The sequence below is a fragment of the Shewanella piezotolerans WP3 genome, from assembly GCF_000014885.1.
GTDB classification, from domain to species: domain Bacteria; phylum Pseudomonadota; class Gammaproteobacteria; order Enterobacterales; family Shewanellaceae; genus Shewanella; species Shewanella piezotolerans.
In genome coordinates this window covers 2,189,138-2,206,849 of record NC_011566.1, presented here as the reverse complement: position 1 = coordinate 2,206,849, position 17,712 = coordinate 2,189,138, and the positions used below count along the sequence as shown (strand labels likewise).

Here is a 17,712-nt window from a genome sequence, read left to right as displayed (position 1 = left end):
CTTAATAGCCTTTAAAACGATCCTTTCCAAGCTAATAAAACATCTCTTATTAACCTTTACCTAACATGCATCTTATCTCTGCATGTTCAGCAATCCAACACCTAAGCCATTACCGCGACAAAAAACTGCCTCTAAATCACATAAATAAAAGCGCTACCAATTAATGCATTCAAATTTAATTATTAAGAATCAGCAACTTGAATTTATCTCACCTATGAGTCGCTTTAGCTGTATCAAATTGTACCTTTGCCATAAAAAAGAGAGCACTGATGTGCTCTCTTTTAACTAACGACAGATGTCAGTTAGATCATGCTTTACTTAACGGCGTACTTTTCGGCGCAGACCTAGCAGTGCAAATAAGCTAAGTAATCCAACACCTAAACTACCACCGTTATCTACACTTACCGGCTCCTTAGCAACAGGAGCATTTAGCGTCATCACGAAGCTAGCTTCTGTTTTATTCACTGCATCATCTGCAGTTACAACCACTTCGTACTCTCCAGCAGCCCCTGCAGCTGCGCTACCACTGATCATGCCACTGACACTGTCAATGCTCACACCTTCTGGCAACCCTGTCGCACTATAGGTCAGAGCATCACCTTCCGCTTCGCTAAAGTACATAGAAGCATCAATTTCAACTGTATCAGTTTCTCCCATGGAAACTGCAGGCATTTCAGCGACAAGCTCAGGAGCAATGTCATTAACGTTGTTAACCATTACTTGTACATTTGATACCGCAGTATAAGTATTACCATGGCGACCAATGACCTCTAGGTTAAAACTAGTATTGCCTAAGTCGTAATCAATCGCTGCTGGATTGTTAACAATAATTTCACCTTGATCATTAATAGCAAATGGATCGCCAGGAATCGCGTTAGCTAAACTCAGCGAATAGGGCGTCCACTCTGCATCAAAATTCGCGGCAGCAAAGAATGACTCTGAGTCAAGCAACACAGCTCCAACGAGGTCACCCATCTCAGCATCTTCATCAACACTGTGCGATTGACCATCTAATGGGTGAGCGATAAACGAGTAACTGCCTTGCCCCATTGGCGAAGTCATGCCCCAGTTATCTTCCAAGCTGATTAACATCATGCCGTGATTAGTACAGCCATCTCCGCCAAAGCCAAAGGTAAAGTTACATTCGCTAGCCATACCTAATTCTACTGTTTCACCAGCAGCTAAGGTCATCATAGGACTATAGGTTTTGCTTTCACCCTCTTCGACTAGGCGTGACATTAATGGTAATCCACCGCCATTGCTTTCAATCTCTTTCATCTCACCGCTAAACCAATCAAAGTAAGATTGCTTCTCTACCTTGCCGTACTTAACAGGGTTGTATTGAATAATCGGCTCGCCAAGATCGGCCACTGCATCACGGTCTGTTGCGAAAATCCAACCGTGATTTTGATCGAAATCTTCAATACTAGCCATGTTGTCACCATGGTAAAGATCTTCTAGACAATACTGAGACACAAAGTTCTGCCCGTGGCCTGTCATATAGGTTGGCAGTTTAGATTTAGTGTAACGCTTACGCGGCTGCATCCAGTCGTATTCTTGGTTATAATCGATATACCATGAAGCTGGTGCACCGTTTTCATCAGGTTCAATAAAGCCTCCCATAACAACCTGGTTAGCTTCATCCCACGCAAAAGGTTCACCATTCACCGCCTGATCAAACCCGTTATCCAATACGAACTGCTCTTGGTAAACATTCCACCAAATAAGCGCTGCACCAGCTTTATCGAAATGGTTCGCCATCCCGGCATCGTTAGGCTTGAAGAAACGACCTGCTACAACCAGTTTTTTACCCGTTGAACACATAGCTTCGTCATAGATGCCGCCCCCGACTACATTCGGCATATTACCTTGGGTATTTTCTTTACCTTCAGGAAGCTGTTTCTGATGATACATTGCAGGAAACACCGCAATCGTAGTCTCAGTTGGGCTGCTGTTTGAGAATTGCTGCACATACGAACCTGCTTCTGGGCTAAACTGAATGCTCATCTCAGAACTAAACTGCTCTTCAAATGTACTAAAGTCGCGGCTAATGCTAGTACCAACTCTCGGCTTCACCAACCAACTCATGCTCACAGTTGGCTTCTCTTCTGCAGTCAATTGCAGTTGACCTGATAATTCAATCTCAGACCAGTTCTTAGAGTTAAAATCCGAGGCCATCTTAAATGGCCAATTTTCTAACTTACTAAAATCAATTTCAAGTACCACCGGGAAGATAACAGTTTGACCAGCAGGAACGCTAACCGAAGCCGGAACATCCCATGTCAGTGAGCCGTTACCGCTTTTAGCCATAGCGTTTACAGCAACTTCATAGGTTACTGTTTCTTCTGATAAATTCTTTAACTGCACCTCTTTAACGAAGCGTTGTACCCCCATTCCCTCTTCAAAACCAAAGCTCAAGTTAGGTTGGTAGCTATTTTTCTCCCAAGCGACCACTGAAGAGCTCAGCGCGGCTTCTAAATCCTCGACACCATTACCAATTAGCACAAGATCAGCTTGCTTGTCTTCGAGATCCATTACATTGTTATTTGCCGTGTTCATCAGCAAGGCTTTGATCTCAACCATCGACAGTTCTGGTCGCTTCGACTTTATGATAGCCGCTGCTGCTGCAGTTCGCGCAGCAGCCATGACCGTGGTTGATTCAACATCGGTTTGCGTGCCTCCACCTACGACTGCTACGTCAATGTTCTCGGCGTAGCTCACCATGTCAGGTTTAGAATACCCATTCGCACCACGAACTGGGCCATGGGGAGTACTTTCCGTCACCATCATATTGCCATCAGCATCTGCTGACATACCGCCAACGGTTAATGCGCTTGGAGCGGCGCCACGCCAAGTTATATTAAAACGGTTATCGAACCATTCTCCACCGATACCGGCATTGACAACCACTAATGCCCCTAACCCAGACGCCATCTCAATCGCATGAGCTTCGGCTACTAAACCTGAAATCCCGGTATCCGAAGGCGCATAGAATGCATTGCCACCAAAAGCATCGACTACGATAATGTCAGCGCGGTCATCAAAACTGCCATCTTGATTAGGATCTAGCGCATACTCTAACGCCAGCATAAATGTACTGCTTGATTCTGGTGATAGCTGATAACCATTACCGTACGGATCTGACACATTCGAAGTTTTAAATGCCGATATTTTCGCACCAGGGGCAAGGGAGTGAACCACACTTGCAAGTCGAGTTCCATGGCCAGTGTTATGGGTTGCACCGTCATGCTCTCGGGTGAAATAGATATTTTGGTCAATTGGGTTTGGATCGAGCCCCCAGCCAGCATCACTGCTCAAGTCCATTCCTTCAACAACGACATCGGTTGGGAAACCATCATAGGCGTTCAAAGCATTTACCATCGCTTCGCCATAAGTCTCTGCTTGACCGTCTCCACCAAGACCTACGTGAGTGTAATCCACACCTGTGCCAATAATCGCAACTTTAACACCTTCCCCTGCAGTAGCATCATCCACTAGCGCAGGAGCCTTGGTCGATGAAGTCGAACTTACGACAGGTTTAGCCAACGCATTGGCCGGAATAACAGCAGTCGTGGTTTCAGTCACAACGGCCTTAACACCCGCTATATTTTTAATTTTATTGGCATAAGATGCATCAGCTTGTACACGGACGAAGTTGCCAAAAATCTTGGCACCTGGAAGCACGTTGATATTACCATCAAGCGCTGTAATGTCAGCCAGTACCGCAGCTTGCTTAGCTTCAACCTGCTTAAGGTTTGCGGCGAATTTTTGCTTGTTATTGACTGTCGCTTTAGTCAATGAGCCAACATCCGCTAGATAGACATTGAAAGTAACCAGTTGGCCTTTTTTAGCTTGTGCACTGTAGCTAGATAACGCATCAGTGCTTTGTGCGACAGCAATCGTTGCTGGTACCATGGCAGCGAGTGCAATACAGGTTGCCAGTTTTGATTTTTTAAATGACATATTTTTTCCCTAAAAGGTTGCGATATTATTTTTATTGTCTAGGTCGAATTATTTACGGCTAACCAGTTACATCGCCTTACCAGGTTAACAACTTATTAACTCTCTACGTTTATGGTTTTCTGCTAATTGCCACCAAACAACAAGCACCGCAGCTTTCATTTTGTTTCTTTTCTCTTTCTATTTATCTTCATTTCCTTTAAATACAAAAACTTAAAACCCACCAGATTTTAAGTTTTGTTCTCTCATTCGTTAAATTAACCAGTCTTTCACTTGTCAAATCGGCAAGTTTGCCGTGTTGCACAGACGCTTTTAAAGCGTGTGACGAGAAAGAACAGGTATAACCAACTATAAAACAACAAGTTAAATAAGAATAAGCACAAATACTCTCCTCCATACCCCAACGCTTTTACAGGAGTGAATTGTGCATAAAAATCAAAAAACAACGATACATTCAGATACAAAAATAACTTGCAAGCTGTTGTTTTAAAAGAAAATGAAAAAGAAATGAAGGATAAGTGAAGTCGAATAGTAGTCTGAGGTTTGCTCAGTAGGGTTTCGATGGGGTATCAAGTTTACGTCGAATTAACAACTCCTACCTATTTTCTGTTCGCTGCCATCAGCAACAACAGAAAAATACTAAAAATAATTACAAAGACAGAAAACGAGGAAGACCAGGTGAAATTAACATATAAGAAAAGCCTCATAGCAGTGGCTCTCAGCATAGTATTAAGCCCTGTATCTCAGGCTAATATGGTTGATAGCCGTGGCTTAGACGCTGACTCGGGTCAGCGCAGCAATCAGCTACAAGCGAGCAAACGTAATACTGATAACCTCTACATGGTATTACTCGATGACCAACCATTAGCGACTTATAAAGGCGAAATCGCCAACCTTAAGGCCACCAGCATACTTAGCAACCCAGCAAATAAACGTAAAGGCAATGGCACACTAGATGTGCAGAGTGCTGCCAGCCAAAACTACCTTAAGTATTTGGCAGAGCAGACTAATTCAACTTTACAACGGGCACAGTCTAGTTTGAAAAGACAACTGACTGTTGAGAGCGATTACCAAATTGCACTCAATGGATTTAGTACTCAATTAAGTGAACAGGAAGCTGCAACACTCCAAGGTGTGGCAGGCATTAAAGCCGTTCAGAAAGTACAGCGCCGCCACTTAATGACAGATACAGGTCCGAAACATATCCAAGCACCGTCAGCATGGGATGGTAGTGCAACCGGTATGGCTAGTAAAGGTGAAGGCGTAATCGTTGGTATCCTTGACACAGGGATTAGCGCCTTTAACCCATCATTTGCCGATATTGGTGGCGATGGTTATGATCATACCAACCCACTAGGTGAAGGTGTCTATCTTGGTCATTGTGCCGACTCAGAACTTGCCTATTACTGTAATGACAAGCTGATAGGGATCTGGGCTAATGATGGCGTATTAGCCGATTACGTGCCAGAAGGTGATGACCTCATCGGTATCGACCACAATGGTCACGGCTCACATACTGCCTCTACAACCGCGGGCAACGTAGTAATAAACGTGCCTGTTTACAATGTTATTGGCGATGAAGCCGATTTTAGCTTTGGCCAAATCAGTGGCGTGGCTCCCCATGCAAACATCGTCTCTTACCAAGTCTGTGCTGCTGATGTTGGTTGTTGGACTGACCTCTCTGCCCTCGCCGTTGAACATGCCATTGAAAACGGCGTACAGGTACTCAATTACTCAGTGGGTGGTGGCGCCAGCGACCCTTGGTATGATACCGATGCACTTGCCTTTTTATCGGCACGAGAAGCCGGCATCCACGTTGCGACTTCTGCGGGTAACTCTGGTCCAGAAGCTGAAACTGTAGGCTCCCCTGGCAATGCACCATGGCTTACAACCGTTGCAGCTTACACTCACGACCGTGGCTTTACTGATAAGGATGTGAGTTTTACCGGTGGTGATAATGCCCTTGCTAGCCTGACAGGTAAAGGCGCAACAACCGGGATCACAGCTGCTGTTGTTAATGCAGCTGATTTCGGTGATGCCGACTGCTTAAACCCATTTGCTGAAAACACCTTTTCTGGCGAGATTGTTGTCTGCCAACGTGGAGAAATAGCCAGAGTTTCAAAAGGCAGTAATGTATTAGCTGGCGGTGCGGGCGGTTTAATTCTAGTGAACACCGATGGCGGCTCAGAAACTGTCGATGCCGATTTCCATTCATTACCAGCGATACACCTCAATGCAGCGCAAGGCAATGACTTAAAAGCCTGGCTAGCAAGTGGTAGTGACCATACCGCTACCATTGGAAGCTCTAGCCTGGAAAGCAATCCTGATAATGCCGATATTGCCGCCTGGTTTACCTCTCGCGGTCCAGAACCAATTATGAATCGCTGGCTAACGCCACACGTTGCTGCTCCCGGCGTTGCTATTTATGCAGCCAATTCGGAGTACCAACCTTGGCGTGAAGAGAAAACTGAGTCTCCTTATACCTTCATGGACGGCACCTCAATGTCTAGCCCTCACGTAGCTGGAGCCATGGCCCTAATCACCGCCCTGAAACCAGACTGGACACCTGCCGAACTACAATCTGCATTAATGTTAAGTGCGGTATTTGAAACTCGTAAAGATGACGGTGTCACACCATCAGACTTCTTCGATTCTGGTGCTGGTAGTATTCGAATCGCTAAAGCCCTCAACACCGGCTTGATTATGGATGTGACTTACCAAGAATATATGGATGCTAATCCTGATGTTGGTGGTAAACCAGAAGAGATGAACATGCCATCGGCTGTGCAGAGTGACTGTATGATCAGCTGTAGCTGGACGCGAACTTTCACCGCAACATCGGCTTCGACTTGGACCACTTCAGGTGATGCAAGTGTTGATGGGTTAACCGTAAGCTCATCACCCAGCAGTTTTACCCTTGCAGCGGGCGAGAGCATTACGCTCGATGTCACAGCAACAATTTCAAGTGGCTTCGACTCAGAGTATGGCATGGGCAGATTATTACTCACGCCGGCAGACGCCAGCCTCACCCGCTCGGCGATGCCCGTAATCGGTACCTTTGTAGCAGGAAGTTTCCCAGCAGAAACCTACCTTGAAACGAGTAAAAATCAGGGCAGCATCGCTATTGAGGGTGTTACAACCGTCGGCACTAGCGATCTACAAGTTGCCGTGTTTGAATTAGCTGAAGTCGAAGTCATTGAAGCTGACATCCCTCGCGATGATAGTGACGAGAGCAATTGGCCAGCAAATGTCTATAACGACAGCAGCTACTTGTACTCTACGCTTATCAACGTCACACCTAATACCAAGCGTATCGTCGCTCGTATTAAAGAGACTAGCTCACCAGATCTCGACCTCTATATCGGCCGAGATGCTAACTATAACGGTAAGCCTGATGATGCTTATGAGATGGGTGATCTGCTTTGTATGAGCGCAACAGAAACAGCCTATGAAAATTGTGAAGTCAACGATCCACAGCCTGGCAGTTACTATGTCGCGATACACAATTTTGGTGATACATCTGCACCTTCAGATACCATTGACAGTGTCAGCCTTGAACTCGCGATTATCGGCAAAGATGATTCTTCAGTGAGCGTAGACTTCAACTCTCAAGTCGATGCTAATGAAGATGTTGGTATCGTAGTAAATTGGGACAAGGCGCTTAAGTCTGACACTTTATATGTTACCGCTCTTGAGATCGGTACTGGTGTTGATGCAGCCGACAACATTGGTTTGATGCCAATTGAGCTTTATCGACATGCCACCTACCTGACTACTACAGCCGATAGTGAATTGGTAAATACTGGTGACACATTAACGCTTAGCCTAGAGTTAGCCGCAAACGCTAGCGATGAGGAGATGGTATTTGACATACAAACTGCTATCCCTGCAGGGCTAACAATTGAAAGTGACTCTCACGACGGCGTTGTCGATGGTCAAAACATCGCTTGGCAAGTTACTCAAGCAGCCGGCAGCGATGCACAGGTAATCGTACTGGCGCTGGCAACGAGTAATATGGTGATGTCTACTGAGCTGAATTTTGAAGTGAGCCATACAGTAAATAGTGTCAGCTTAACCGAAACACTCACGCCGGTTCATCTAGAGGGGATCCCTGTCGCCAAGATCAATGGTGATGCAACATGGACAGCTAATGCCAATGAGAAAACTGTGGTCAACCTTTCGGCAAGTGACAGTACTGCACCAAACAGTACCGATACACTTAGCTATGCTTGGGCGCAGACCTCAGGGCCAGATGTCACCATAGATGATGCAACAGGGATGGATATCGCAGTGACCTTGCCGGATGTTGAAACTGATAGCACAGTTGAGCTTGAGCTAACAGTCAGTAATGGCACTAAAACCGCGGTTGCAGCAACAGCTAGCATTGCAGTTAAAGCAGATATCGTTCCAGAGCCAACACCAGAACCTAGTGACTCTAGTGGTGGTGCAATGGGCTTGTCGGTTCTGTTATTGGGAGCATTAGGTTTACGTCGTCGCACAAAGAAGTCGTCAACTTAGTCATAAGACCGGGCGCTGTTTTGAAGTGACAACGCCCAACATTAAGATTTCTTGTCAATTAGGATCGCTCACACAGGATCTTTTAGGGTTAATACTTTTGCCGACTGCACTGCAGTCGGCTTTTTTCTGCCAATGACAAATCATACCAATTGCATTAAGTATTTGGCCAGTTCAGAGTCCCTCAGTCTTTTCAATTCAAAGCGCATTGGTAAAGAAATGGTTATTCCCTTTTAAGCCAATGCAAAGCAGAAGTGGAAAGACTGAGGGCCTCACGTAGTGCGGGTTTCAAAACGCTGTATGCTTCGCTATGGGATTTGGGTATAGAATAACTATTAGCTCAAATCCCACTACTTACCTACAACGTTTTGAATTCCCGCTGAATGGTCAAACTTTTAATGCAATTGGTATCACACTAAAATTTGTAATCTAAGGTTAGATAAATCTGCTGGCTGTTATCGATAGTGATCCCATGACGATCGTAATCTTGCTCTAAATAACGGTAGCCTAAGTCTGATGAAAGATGGTCGCTCCACTTATATTGCACACCCACTTGCCCTCCCCAAGCCACGTCTGTATCGGCACGGCCAGCGATCTTATTGTCATTGGCGCCCACAGAAACACCAGCAAAAAGATTAACGTCTTTATGTACAGGCATCAGGTAGTCATAAGACAGTAACCAGCTATATTGCTCCTGCTTATAATCGATACCTGCTTGCGAGAACTCATCCTCCATGTAACCGAAGGTGCCAGTAATTCGATGTTGCTTTTCAATCAACACACCGACGCGCCCTTGCCACGAAACATCTTCGGTATCATGGCTAATTTTGCCGTCGACGCTATCAGTTTGATAACCAGCCGCAGCACCAACAAAAAACTCAACTTCAGCAGCATTTACGCTGCTGACGAGCAACCCTGAACATAATACACCGGCTAGTATTGTTTTAATTTTCATAACAAACCTCACTAATGACTTCTCTATTTCACGTCGTAATCGACGTTGAGGTTAGATTACTCATTGGGAACACGATGAAAAAGTGCCTATTGCCAGCCAGTTTGTATTAAATAATGAGACAGTAATACCAATCAGTATAAGAAGTTGATCTACTCAGAGTGTTTCTGGCGAACTAATTCAAGGCGGATATAGAACACAATGGTTGTTCCCTTATGAGTTTATTCAACGCAGAAGTAGGAAGCCAAAAACACTCCTTACAGGCGAGTTTTAGCGGCTTTGATGCTGCGTTAATGAACTTGAACGTAGAATAACTATGTCCTTCATTTATTGCCTTACCTCAAAGCAGCTAAATTCTCGCTGAGCGATCAAATCTTTATACTGATTGGTATAACAAATCATAGTTATAAATTAGTCTTGTCCGCTAGGGTAAAAACTCCGAGGATATAGCGCTTTGGAGAAACATCAGTTCAACGGGATAAACGCAAGGCGACTGGCTATTAGGGGCTGTTGATCTTTCACGGTTGTTTTTGCCGCAGTTTATTGGCTATTTTGACAAGGCGGAGGCTATGCCGTTTAGTTATTCTCCACAAATAGTCTACAACACAGTAAAAATAGCCAAGAAACGCGGCCCTTTGGGTTCGCTTCAATGCTTCTATTACGGTGTTATGAGCTTTTCACTTAGCCAGCTAAGCTTTATCGCTCAAGCCTTGTATTAGAAGCATTGAATTCGAACAAAAACTAAGCTCGAAAGATCAACAGCCCCTAGTGACTATGTCCTTGAGACAAGTTAATCATTATCACTCCTGCGGCCACTAGCCCCATGCCAACCCAAGCAGTTAAATCCAAATGTTGACGATAAAACAGCGCGGATAGTAATGTGACGGTGACAATAGCCAGACCCGCCCATAACGCATGCACCACTCCAACCGGCATGCCTTTCATCGCTTGGCCTAGAAAGATAAATGCCGTCAAATGGCCCAGTATGACCATAGCAGCAGGCAACGGCTTGCTAAAACCATCAGTCGCTTTTAGCGCCACATGAGATAAAGCTTCAGCCATGACACCCAGTAATAGAAAAATCCAACTCATAATGTAAGCCTTAAATCTAAAGTAAGCGGCGGGAATCCCCGCAGTAAAAATGGGGACACTGATTTTATTGCGAGTATTATATTAATAATCAATCAGGTAATAATCGGGTGAAATGGTAAATCACTTTTGCTATTGAGTAATAAAGCAAGAAGCCCAAACGTATTCAGGCTCGACCTCTTTAAAGTCTAAGGCGATAACTTTTCGAGAAATAGTCATCAGTGCGGAAAAGGACTCACAATGAGGGCGAAAAGAAGTTTAGAAAGGTGTAAACAATTAGCAAACGCTAAGAAGGTGCCTGAAAAGTTAACATCACCGAACAACCAAAGTGCATGTATAGCACAACGATCTCTGTCGCCCTTAAATAACGATTTAATGTCTCAAGGACGGCCAGCACCAAGCCTACACTTCGATTATTACTATTTGGTAAAAGTAATTTGCCTTTTAAGCCAATTGTTCCAAATACGATGGTAACTATAATGAGCCCCATCTTAAGTCCTAAGGAAGAGCATTCTTTTTGAACGCTCAAGCCCTAAGGCAATTGTCAAAAGTATTACAGCACCGATTACGGTGCACAGAGGAACTATTATGTCTCGTATTGTTATTGTTGGTGGCGGCGCTGCTGGTCTTGAAATCGCTAGTCTCTTAGGACGTTCTGTCAATCGTCAAGATGAAGTCGTCCTTGTCGAAGGGGAAACTCACCATTACTGGAAGCCTCGTTTCCATGAGATTGCTGCGGGAACTTTTGATAGCGACCTCGACAGCCTTTGCTATTTTAGTCATGGCGCTAAGAATGGTTACATGCATTATCAAGCGTGGATGATAGACATCAACCGACAAGATAAACAGCTCGTGGTGCGTAAGCCTAACGGTGAAGCAGATACTATTGAATATGATTACTTAGTGATTGCTATCGGCGCCATTAGCAACGATTTTGCGACTCAAGGTGCTAAAGAGCACTGCCTGTTTCTCGACACTCCAGAGCAAGCTCGAGATAGTTGGCACCAGATAAGCACCCTGTTACGCTCAGGCCAAGAGCGCACCATTAATATCGTCGGTGCAGGCGCTACCGGTCTTGAACTCGCTGCTGAGTTAGCGAAAGTAAGTGCAAAATTGGCGAAAAACCCTTATGCCGCCAAACTAAACATCAACCTGATAGAAGCTGCTGACAGGGTATTACCTAATAGTCCACAGAAAATGTCAGATCTAGCTCAATCACGACTTGAGCAGTACCAGGTCAACATCATGCTCAACACTCGTATCGCCAGTGTTGAAGCTTCGCGCATGACCACTGTCGATGGCAAAATATTAACCGCTGATGTCCAGTTTTGGGCTGCTGGAATTAAAGCGCCCGATTGGCTTAAAAACATCGGTGGTTTGCAGAGTAATAACGCGAATCAGTTGGTCGTTGAGCAAACACTGGCTACAACAGCTGATGCATCAATTTTCTCCCTAGGTGATTGCGCCGCAATCCCTCAGGCAGATGGTACTCAAGTCCCACCAAAAGCACAGGCTGCTAATCGCGCCGCAGTGCATTTAGCAAAGAACTTGGTGGCGCATTTAGAGGGCAAAGCGCTGAAACCTTTCGTCTACAAGGATGGCGGAATGGTCGTTGCAATTGGGCATAACTTTGCCATCAGCACCCTGATGAATGACAGATTAGTGTTAAAAGGCCGCTTAGTTCGCCGCCTGTACGATACGATTTTCCGCCTGCATCAAAAAACGGTCAGTGGCCTGTTTACCATGTCACGACTGATTATCATCAAGCGCTTAAAATGTATGTTTAAGCCAGCTTAAACTACGCAACATCCCCTGACTCGAAAGGTGCTTCAGGTCAGGGGAGCATTAAACATACAAGAAAGGAGGCAAGCGCCTCCTTTTTATGCTTCTACCAATCGGTAGAAGGATTTGATCTACTCAGAGTGTTTTTGGCGAACTCATTCAAGGTAGGCTAATCCATATTAAAAGCTAAGTGTCACCTGCTCGTTGGCTGCCAGAGGACGATCGAAACCAATATGCGATGCAGCTGCGGCATCATCAGACATGGGTTTGAAGTTCGGTTGACTCGAAAATGCTGACTGCCACTCGATCAAGTTTATGTCATCAACATAAATCGACTCACTTGATTGGCTTAGGTTTTCAAATTCAACTAATACGCGGATACTACGATAACCAATCCGAGGTGAATTAAATTGTGCCTCAATGTTTTGCCATTGTGCATTTTCGCCAGATAGAAGCTGACTACTTATCAAGTGTTTTTCACCCTGCTGTAATGCCGTGTCTAATTTTTCTCGCGTCTTGCGCCCCTGCCAATAAAGATTCACCTTAGTATTTTGAGGCGCTTTGATATTCAAGGCTAAGGTCATCGGGCTGCTAGAGTTATAAACTCGACGAAAATTAGTCATACCTATGGTTGCAGTCGCCTTGGCTGGTAATCTTGCTTCGAGCGCATATTGGCCACTACTTGCCTCTGCAGTGGTTATTTCAAACGGTGATTGGTCGAGATCCCAACCACGCTCTGCGGTATTAAACAGCGCAAAGCTTTCAAAATCAGAACCATTAACCAGATTTTTGCCAACGCGATACTTTATCCCCGTCTTGTTACTTTCGACACGCTTAAGTTGCTGACTCCAATCACTGTTATAGAGATCAAATACACTCTGCTTTGCCAACGGCTTTATCGTTAACATCCCAGGTTGGCGCGATGGAGAGTGACGCGTAATCACCCCATGCCCACCTGAGACTTGAATGTCGACACCGCGCTTTTTAGATAGTGTACTCAAGCGTTTTAGTACCGTATAGCGCTGCGCACCCGTCGCGGGCGTCGGCTTATAGCCTTTCAAATAAACAGGGACAATTTCAGCACGGTGAAAAACATCACCGTCCATCCACACATTTAACATAAAAGAATAGGGTGTCGCGTAAAAATACTGATCGAAGATGAAATTCCCCATTGAGTAAGCAATTAATTTGTCATTGTAGATCTCAAAACCTTGAGTGACATGGGGATGATGCCCAACGGCTAAATCCGCACCGCTATCAATGGCTAACTTTAGTTTTTGCTCCAAAACCATTGTCGGCTCAGCGCTATATTCCAATCCACCATGATACTGCACCACGGTCGTTCTGCTTGCCGAAGCCTCTTGCGCGACTGACGCTTGAATATTGTCCTCAGAACCGAAAGCGGCGCCACCTTTTTTAAGCGAAGCGGTTTGATTTGGTGTGAAATTTCCCTGCCACCCCACGTAACCTAAAAATGAAAACGGGTTACCGTTGAGCGTGGTTCGGTAAGCGGCTAATGCGTCAGCTTGATCTTTGCCTGCACCGGCATAAGCCAGAGGGCTTTGTGCAAGATAAGCAAGTGTTGACTCCAGCCCTTCATCTAGATAGTCATAAGTATGATTGTTACCTAAGGTGACAAAATCGATCCCAGCCCATTCTAATGCCGCGAGGGTTTCCGGGGGCGAATAGAAGGTTACTGATTTTGGCGCGCGCTCTGCAGGTTTATGAGCGGCGATCTGCGTTTCCAAATTAACCGAGGCGAGATCAGCCAAGCTTAAATAGGGCTTAACATGTTGAACTATCGATCTCGTGTCTTCAGTTTTACTCTCTGCGTTAATAATCACTGCGTTATTAAAACGCGGTTTTGCATAACGACGACCCATCATCACATCGCCACCGAAGGTGAGCAATGTACGACCTGCTTTTTCCGCCACCAATTGGATATCACCAATAGTGTTATTACTTGCGCCTAACTCATAATGGCTGAATGTTTGCAGCCCCTGATAGTGACCTTTCGCCTGCAACTTTAACAAGTAAGATTCCGCCGCCGCGACCTTAAGCTCATAGCGTCCTTCATTATCCGTTTGCACAAGTTGTTGACCGACCGATACCTGCGCCAGTGCAATCGGCCTATGAGCCTCAGTAAACACTCGCCCTTTTAGGGTTATCAAGTCTGCCGCAGTTGCGACATTGGCCGAGAGCAGAAATACGCTGCAGCAGATCAGTTTGAAGGTCATATGTTAGTCACCCAAAGGTAAATGAATCGTTAAATATATCCGATTAAAGCGAGCTACACACCGCAAATAATCAGCCAAGTTCATAACGTTAGGTTATGAAGTAAAAAGGGAAATATCACGCTATAGACACTGTCTATAGTTTAAGCAACCTTCTGTCTTAGCCAAGCAATATAAAACTTGCTAACGTAAACAAACTAGACAAATGAGGCAGCCGACATGGAACATCAATTACAGCATTTCAGTGTAGATAAAAACGAGCAGCAATTAGCATTGGACGAGGTAAATAGCGATAAAAAACCAACAGATACTTGGACTAACGAGTATTTAGCCGATGAATCTTGCTATGTGCTCGGTTACAACTAGCGCCTAAATAACCAACACTAAAATCAACGCCTTTAAAGAAAGGCGCTATTTCACAACTCGGCCCCCAAGCAAGCCCGTATATTGGCCTTGGTTGATGGCCAGCTTTCCGTTTATAACAACGTAATCAACTCCACTAGACAAGCGGTTCCAGTGAGCAAAGTCAGCCTCATCACGTAATCGCTCAGAATCAAAAATAACGATATCTGCAAAATAGCCGGTTTGTAATAAACCTCGCTTATCCAGCTTCAATATTGCGGCTGTCTTACTGCTACTTTGCTGAATAAACTGCGGCAAGGTTAGCAAAGATTTTTGCTGCACATACTCACGATATTTCTTAGGGAAGCTGGCATACTTTCGAGGATGACCATCGGTGCCATCCGATGAGGTAACGACCCAAGGCTGCACCATAAATCGCTCTATATCTGCCGGTGACATGTTAAAAGATGCCACTCGAATTCGGCTACCCTTGACCAATTCCAGCACGGTCTCTGCTGCCGTTTTTTGATACTTAGCAGCGATCTCTTTTAGCGTCTCCCCCTCTAAAGACTCATCTTCTGCTGCGGTGATAAGTAGTGAATCGGGTCCACCCCTACGCCTAATATTCTCTTCAATTTCACTGATAATTTGCGCTCGCTTTGAAGGGTCTTCGAGTCGACTTAAAAAATGAGAACGTGAATCGGCCATCACCCACTTTGGCACCACAGCACTCTTAAGGTTGGTACCTGAGGCTCGCCATGGATATTGGTCAGCTGAGATACTGCTACCCGATTGCTGCGCCGCATTAATCAATTTGATGACATCTTTACTTTGCCCCCAAACATCTTTTCCTAAGGCTTTTATATGGGCAATATGTAGATGGATATCCGCAGCGTTGGTAATCTTAATGGCTTCCTCTATCGCCGCTGTAAAACCGATATTAAAGGTACTTTCATCCCGTAAGTGGGTATCGTAAATGCCATCATATTTTGCTGCGACTTTCGCCAATGCAATCACTTCTTCGGCGTCGGCATACACACCCGGAACATAATACAATCCGCTCGATAGCCCCACCGCCCCCTGCTCCATCGCTTGCGTTAACAACATTTGCATTTGAGCTATCTCAGCCTTAGTGGCATAGCGCTCAGCTAAACCCATTACTGCCCTACGAATATAGCCATGGCCCGCAAGTAATGCGGTATTGGTACCGATACCATTTTTAGTAAGCTGCATGCTTAATCGTTGAATGTCGGCACGACCATCGCCGTCGTTACCGTTGACCACAGTTGTAACACCTTGATAGAGATAGTTGAGGTTGGCTTTTTTATCCTCACTCAGTAACTGTTCAATGCTATGGGTATGTGGATCAATAAACCCAGGACTCACGACAGAGTTTTTAGCATCAATCCTTTGCTTAGCAACGTACTTCACTTCGCCCAGCGGACTGATACCGCAAATTTTATCGCCGCAAATGGCTATATCTAACGCTCTTTGCGCTGAACCATCACCAATATGCACGCGCTTACCACTGATTAATAGATCGACCTCTTGTGGTTCCACAGCAATGGAACTGAGCGACACGCATAGTAAACTGGCAACTAATGACAATTGTTTCATTTCAGCGACTTCCCTTTAAACTCACTCGGCGTTGTGGTGAGCATTTTTTGCATCAAACTGTCGCTAGCGACTACTGCAAGCTTCTTAATTACCGCTCTATCGGTATTGTCACCCATCTCATAGGTGATCCCATGAACCCCATATTCATCAGCAATAAACTGCTTAAAGATCCCCTTGTCTGAATTGTGTCCAGGCTGCTCGCGGATCACAAAGGGCGACACGGTCTCTCTCAACTCCGCAAGCCAGCTTTCAACCAACAACGGCGGGTTTAAACCATAATCAGAAGGCATGGTGTAAAAAATATCTTTCTTGGTTGAGTGGAAATCAACGGCAAATACGATCTTGCCGCCGCTCTGAGTGATGGCCTTAAGCTTATCGCGCACCAATCTCGACTCTACCTGCTTAAATGCTTTCCAATCACGGTTAAGATCCACACCATTTGCATTGTGTCTCCAATTACCTAAGGCCACACCGTCTGGGTTTAAGTCTGGCACGATCAATATATTGAATCGCTGCATAAAGCGGGCTGATAATTGGCTATCAGCAATCAAGTTATTAACGAATGGAAATAGCGCTAAAGCACCGGTGACTTCAGGCGGGTGTTGACGTCCGAGAACAACTATCCACTCATCTCCCTCGCCTGTGACCTCAAGCGCACCAATATCTCGGAGTTGTGTTGATTGGCCCAGAGTGTAATGACGCACATTTGGCTGTTTAGCTAAGCTTTTCATCCATATGTCATAGTCTTTATTAGTGATTAACTCTTGGCCTGCAATAAACGTAGGCGTCGGGCTTACTGCAACCTTAAAGTGCAGCACATTATTACGCACTCGATACTTTAAAGGCTGCCAGTTAATACGGTTTTGACTGGCTTTAGGGGTATATCTTTGATGCCCACCTTGGTAACTGATTGATACCTCAACCTCCTTCTCTGTCGTAGAGGTGATCTTAAAAGCGTACCAAGGGCTATCATTAATAGGCTCATTTTCTGGGGTAATGCTGAGCTTGATTTTACCATCGACAATCTTGCAATCGTTAACTCTTGCATTCTCAAAGTTACTGCTGATCTTAAGATCTGGCCCGTCACAACGCGTTACCGGCTGGACTGAACTGCAGGCAATAACCACAAAGCTGAGAATAATAAAACTGATTTTATACAACATATTCAAAAACCTTAGCCATAGAGAGCGTTTGCTCTCTATGGTTTATTGTGTTTTAAGA

Annotated in this window: 11 protein-coding genes; 4 read left to right on the top strand and 7 right to left on the bottom strand. The window is 45.1% G+C overall.

Going from position 1 to position 17,712, the window contains the following annotated elements; all coding sequences use genetic code 11:
- Positions 1-318: 318 nt before the first annotated feature.
- Positions 319-3,963, bottom strand: a complete 3,645-nt coding sequence (locus tag SWP_RS09470) for a S8 family serine peptidase (RefSeq protein WP_020912238.1) — start codon at positions 3,961-3,963, stop codon at positions 319-321.
- A gap of 675 nt (positions 3,964-4,638) precedes the next feature.
- Here SWP_RS09470 and SWP_RS09465 point away from each other — a divergent pair.
- Positions 4,639-8,478, top strand: a complete 3,840-nt coding sequence (locus SWP_RS09465; protein WP_187148545.1) for a S8 family serine peptidase — start codon at positions 4,639-4,641, stop codon at positions 8,476-8,478.
- 412 nt (positions 8,479-8,890) lie between these two features.
- Here SWP_RS09465 and SWP_RS09460 read toward each other — a convergent pair whose 3' ends face one another.
- Positions 8,891-9,430 carry an outer membrane beta-barrel protein gene (locus SWP_RS09460; protein WP_020912236.1) on the bottom strand — a complete coding sequence of 180 codons (540 nt, stop codon included), beginning with the start codon at positions 9,428-9,430 and terminating at the stop codon, positions 8,891-8,893.
- 566 nt (positions 9,431-9,996) lie between these two features.
- On the opposite strand from SWP_RS09460, the gene SWP_RS24155 reads away from it, so the two are divergent.
- Positions 9,997-10,146: a hypothetical protein gene (locus SWP_RS24155; RefSeq protein WP_187148509.1), complete on the top strand. Its 150-nt coding sequence runs from the start codon at positions 9,997-9,999 to the stop codon at positions 10,144-10,146.
- Positions 10,147-10,192: 46 nt separating this feature from the next.
- Here the strand turns inward: SWP_RS24155 and SWP_RS09455 are convergent, their stop codons facing one another.
- Both SWP_RS09455 and SWP_RS09450 read right to left on the bottom strand, forming a co-directional pair.
- Positions 10,193-10,519, bottom strand: a complete 327-nt coding sequence (locus SWP_RS09455) for a DMT family transporter (RefSeq protein ID WP_020912233.1) — start codon at positions 10,517-10,519, stop codon at positions 10,193-10,195.
- A gap of 283 nt (positions 10,520-10,802) precedes the next feature.
- Positions 10,803-11,006, bottom strand: a complete 204-nt coding sequence (locus SWP_RS09450) for a hypothetical protein (RefSeq protein ID WP_044555809.1) — start codon at positions 11,004-11,006, stop codon at positions 10,803-10,805.
- Between the two features lie 98 nt (positions 11,007-11,104).
- Here SWP_RS09450 and SWP_RS09445 point away from each other — a divergent pair, with 98 nt between their 5' ends.
- Entirely contained in the window at positions 11,105-12,313 is a 1,209-nt protein-coding gene (locus SWP_RS09445; RefSeq protein ID WP_020912232.1) for an NAD(P)/FAD-dependent oxidoreductase, read from the top strand.
- A 164-nt stretch (positions 12,314-12,477) separates the two neighbouring features.
- Here the strand turns inward: SWP_RS09445 and SWP_RS09440 are convergent, their stop codons facing one another.
- Positions 12,478-14,535 (bottom strand): CapA family protein, encoded by a 2,058-nt coding sequence (locus SWP_RS09440; protein ID WP_020912231.1) that lies wholly within the window; start codon positions 14,533-14,535, stop codon positions 12,478-12,480.
- Positions 14,536-14,751: 216 nt separating this feature from the next.
- Between SWP_RS09440 and SWP_RS24150 the strand changes: the two genes are divergently transcribed.
- The gene (locus tag SWP_RS24150; RefSeq protein ID WP_020912230.1) at positions 14,752-14,898 is read left to right on the top strand and encodes a hypothetical protein; all 147 of its coding nucleotides are present in this window, start codon (positions 14,752-14,754) and stop codon (positions 14,896-14,898) included.
- Positions 14,899-14,943: 45 nt separating this feature from the next.
- Here the strand turns inward: SWP_RS24150 and SWP_RS09435 are convergent, their stop codons facing one another.
- Both SWP_RS09435 and SWP_RS09430 read right to left on the bottom strand, forming a co-directional pair.
- On the bottom strand, positions 14,944-16,491 hold the full coding sequence (locus SWP_RS09435; protein WP_020912229.1) for an N-acyl-D-amino-acid deacylase family protein: 1,548 nt from the start codon (positions 16,489-16,491) through the stop codon (positions 14,944-14,946).
- On the bottom strand, positions 16,488-17,654 hold the full coding sequence (locus tag SWP_RS09430; protein ID WP_052634168.1) for a M14 family metallopeptidase: 1,167 nt from the start codon (positions 17,652-17,654) through the stop codon (positions 16,488-16,490). Before SWP_RS09430 ends, SWP_RS09435 begins: the two co-directional genes overlap by 4 nt.
- Between the last annotated feature and the right edge of the window lie 58 nt (positions 17,655-17,712).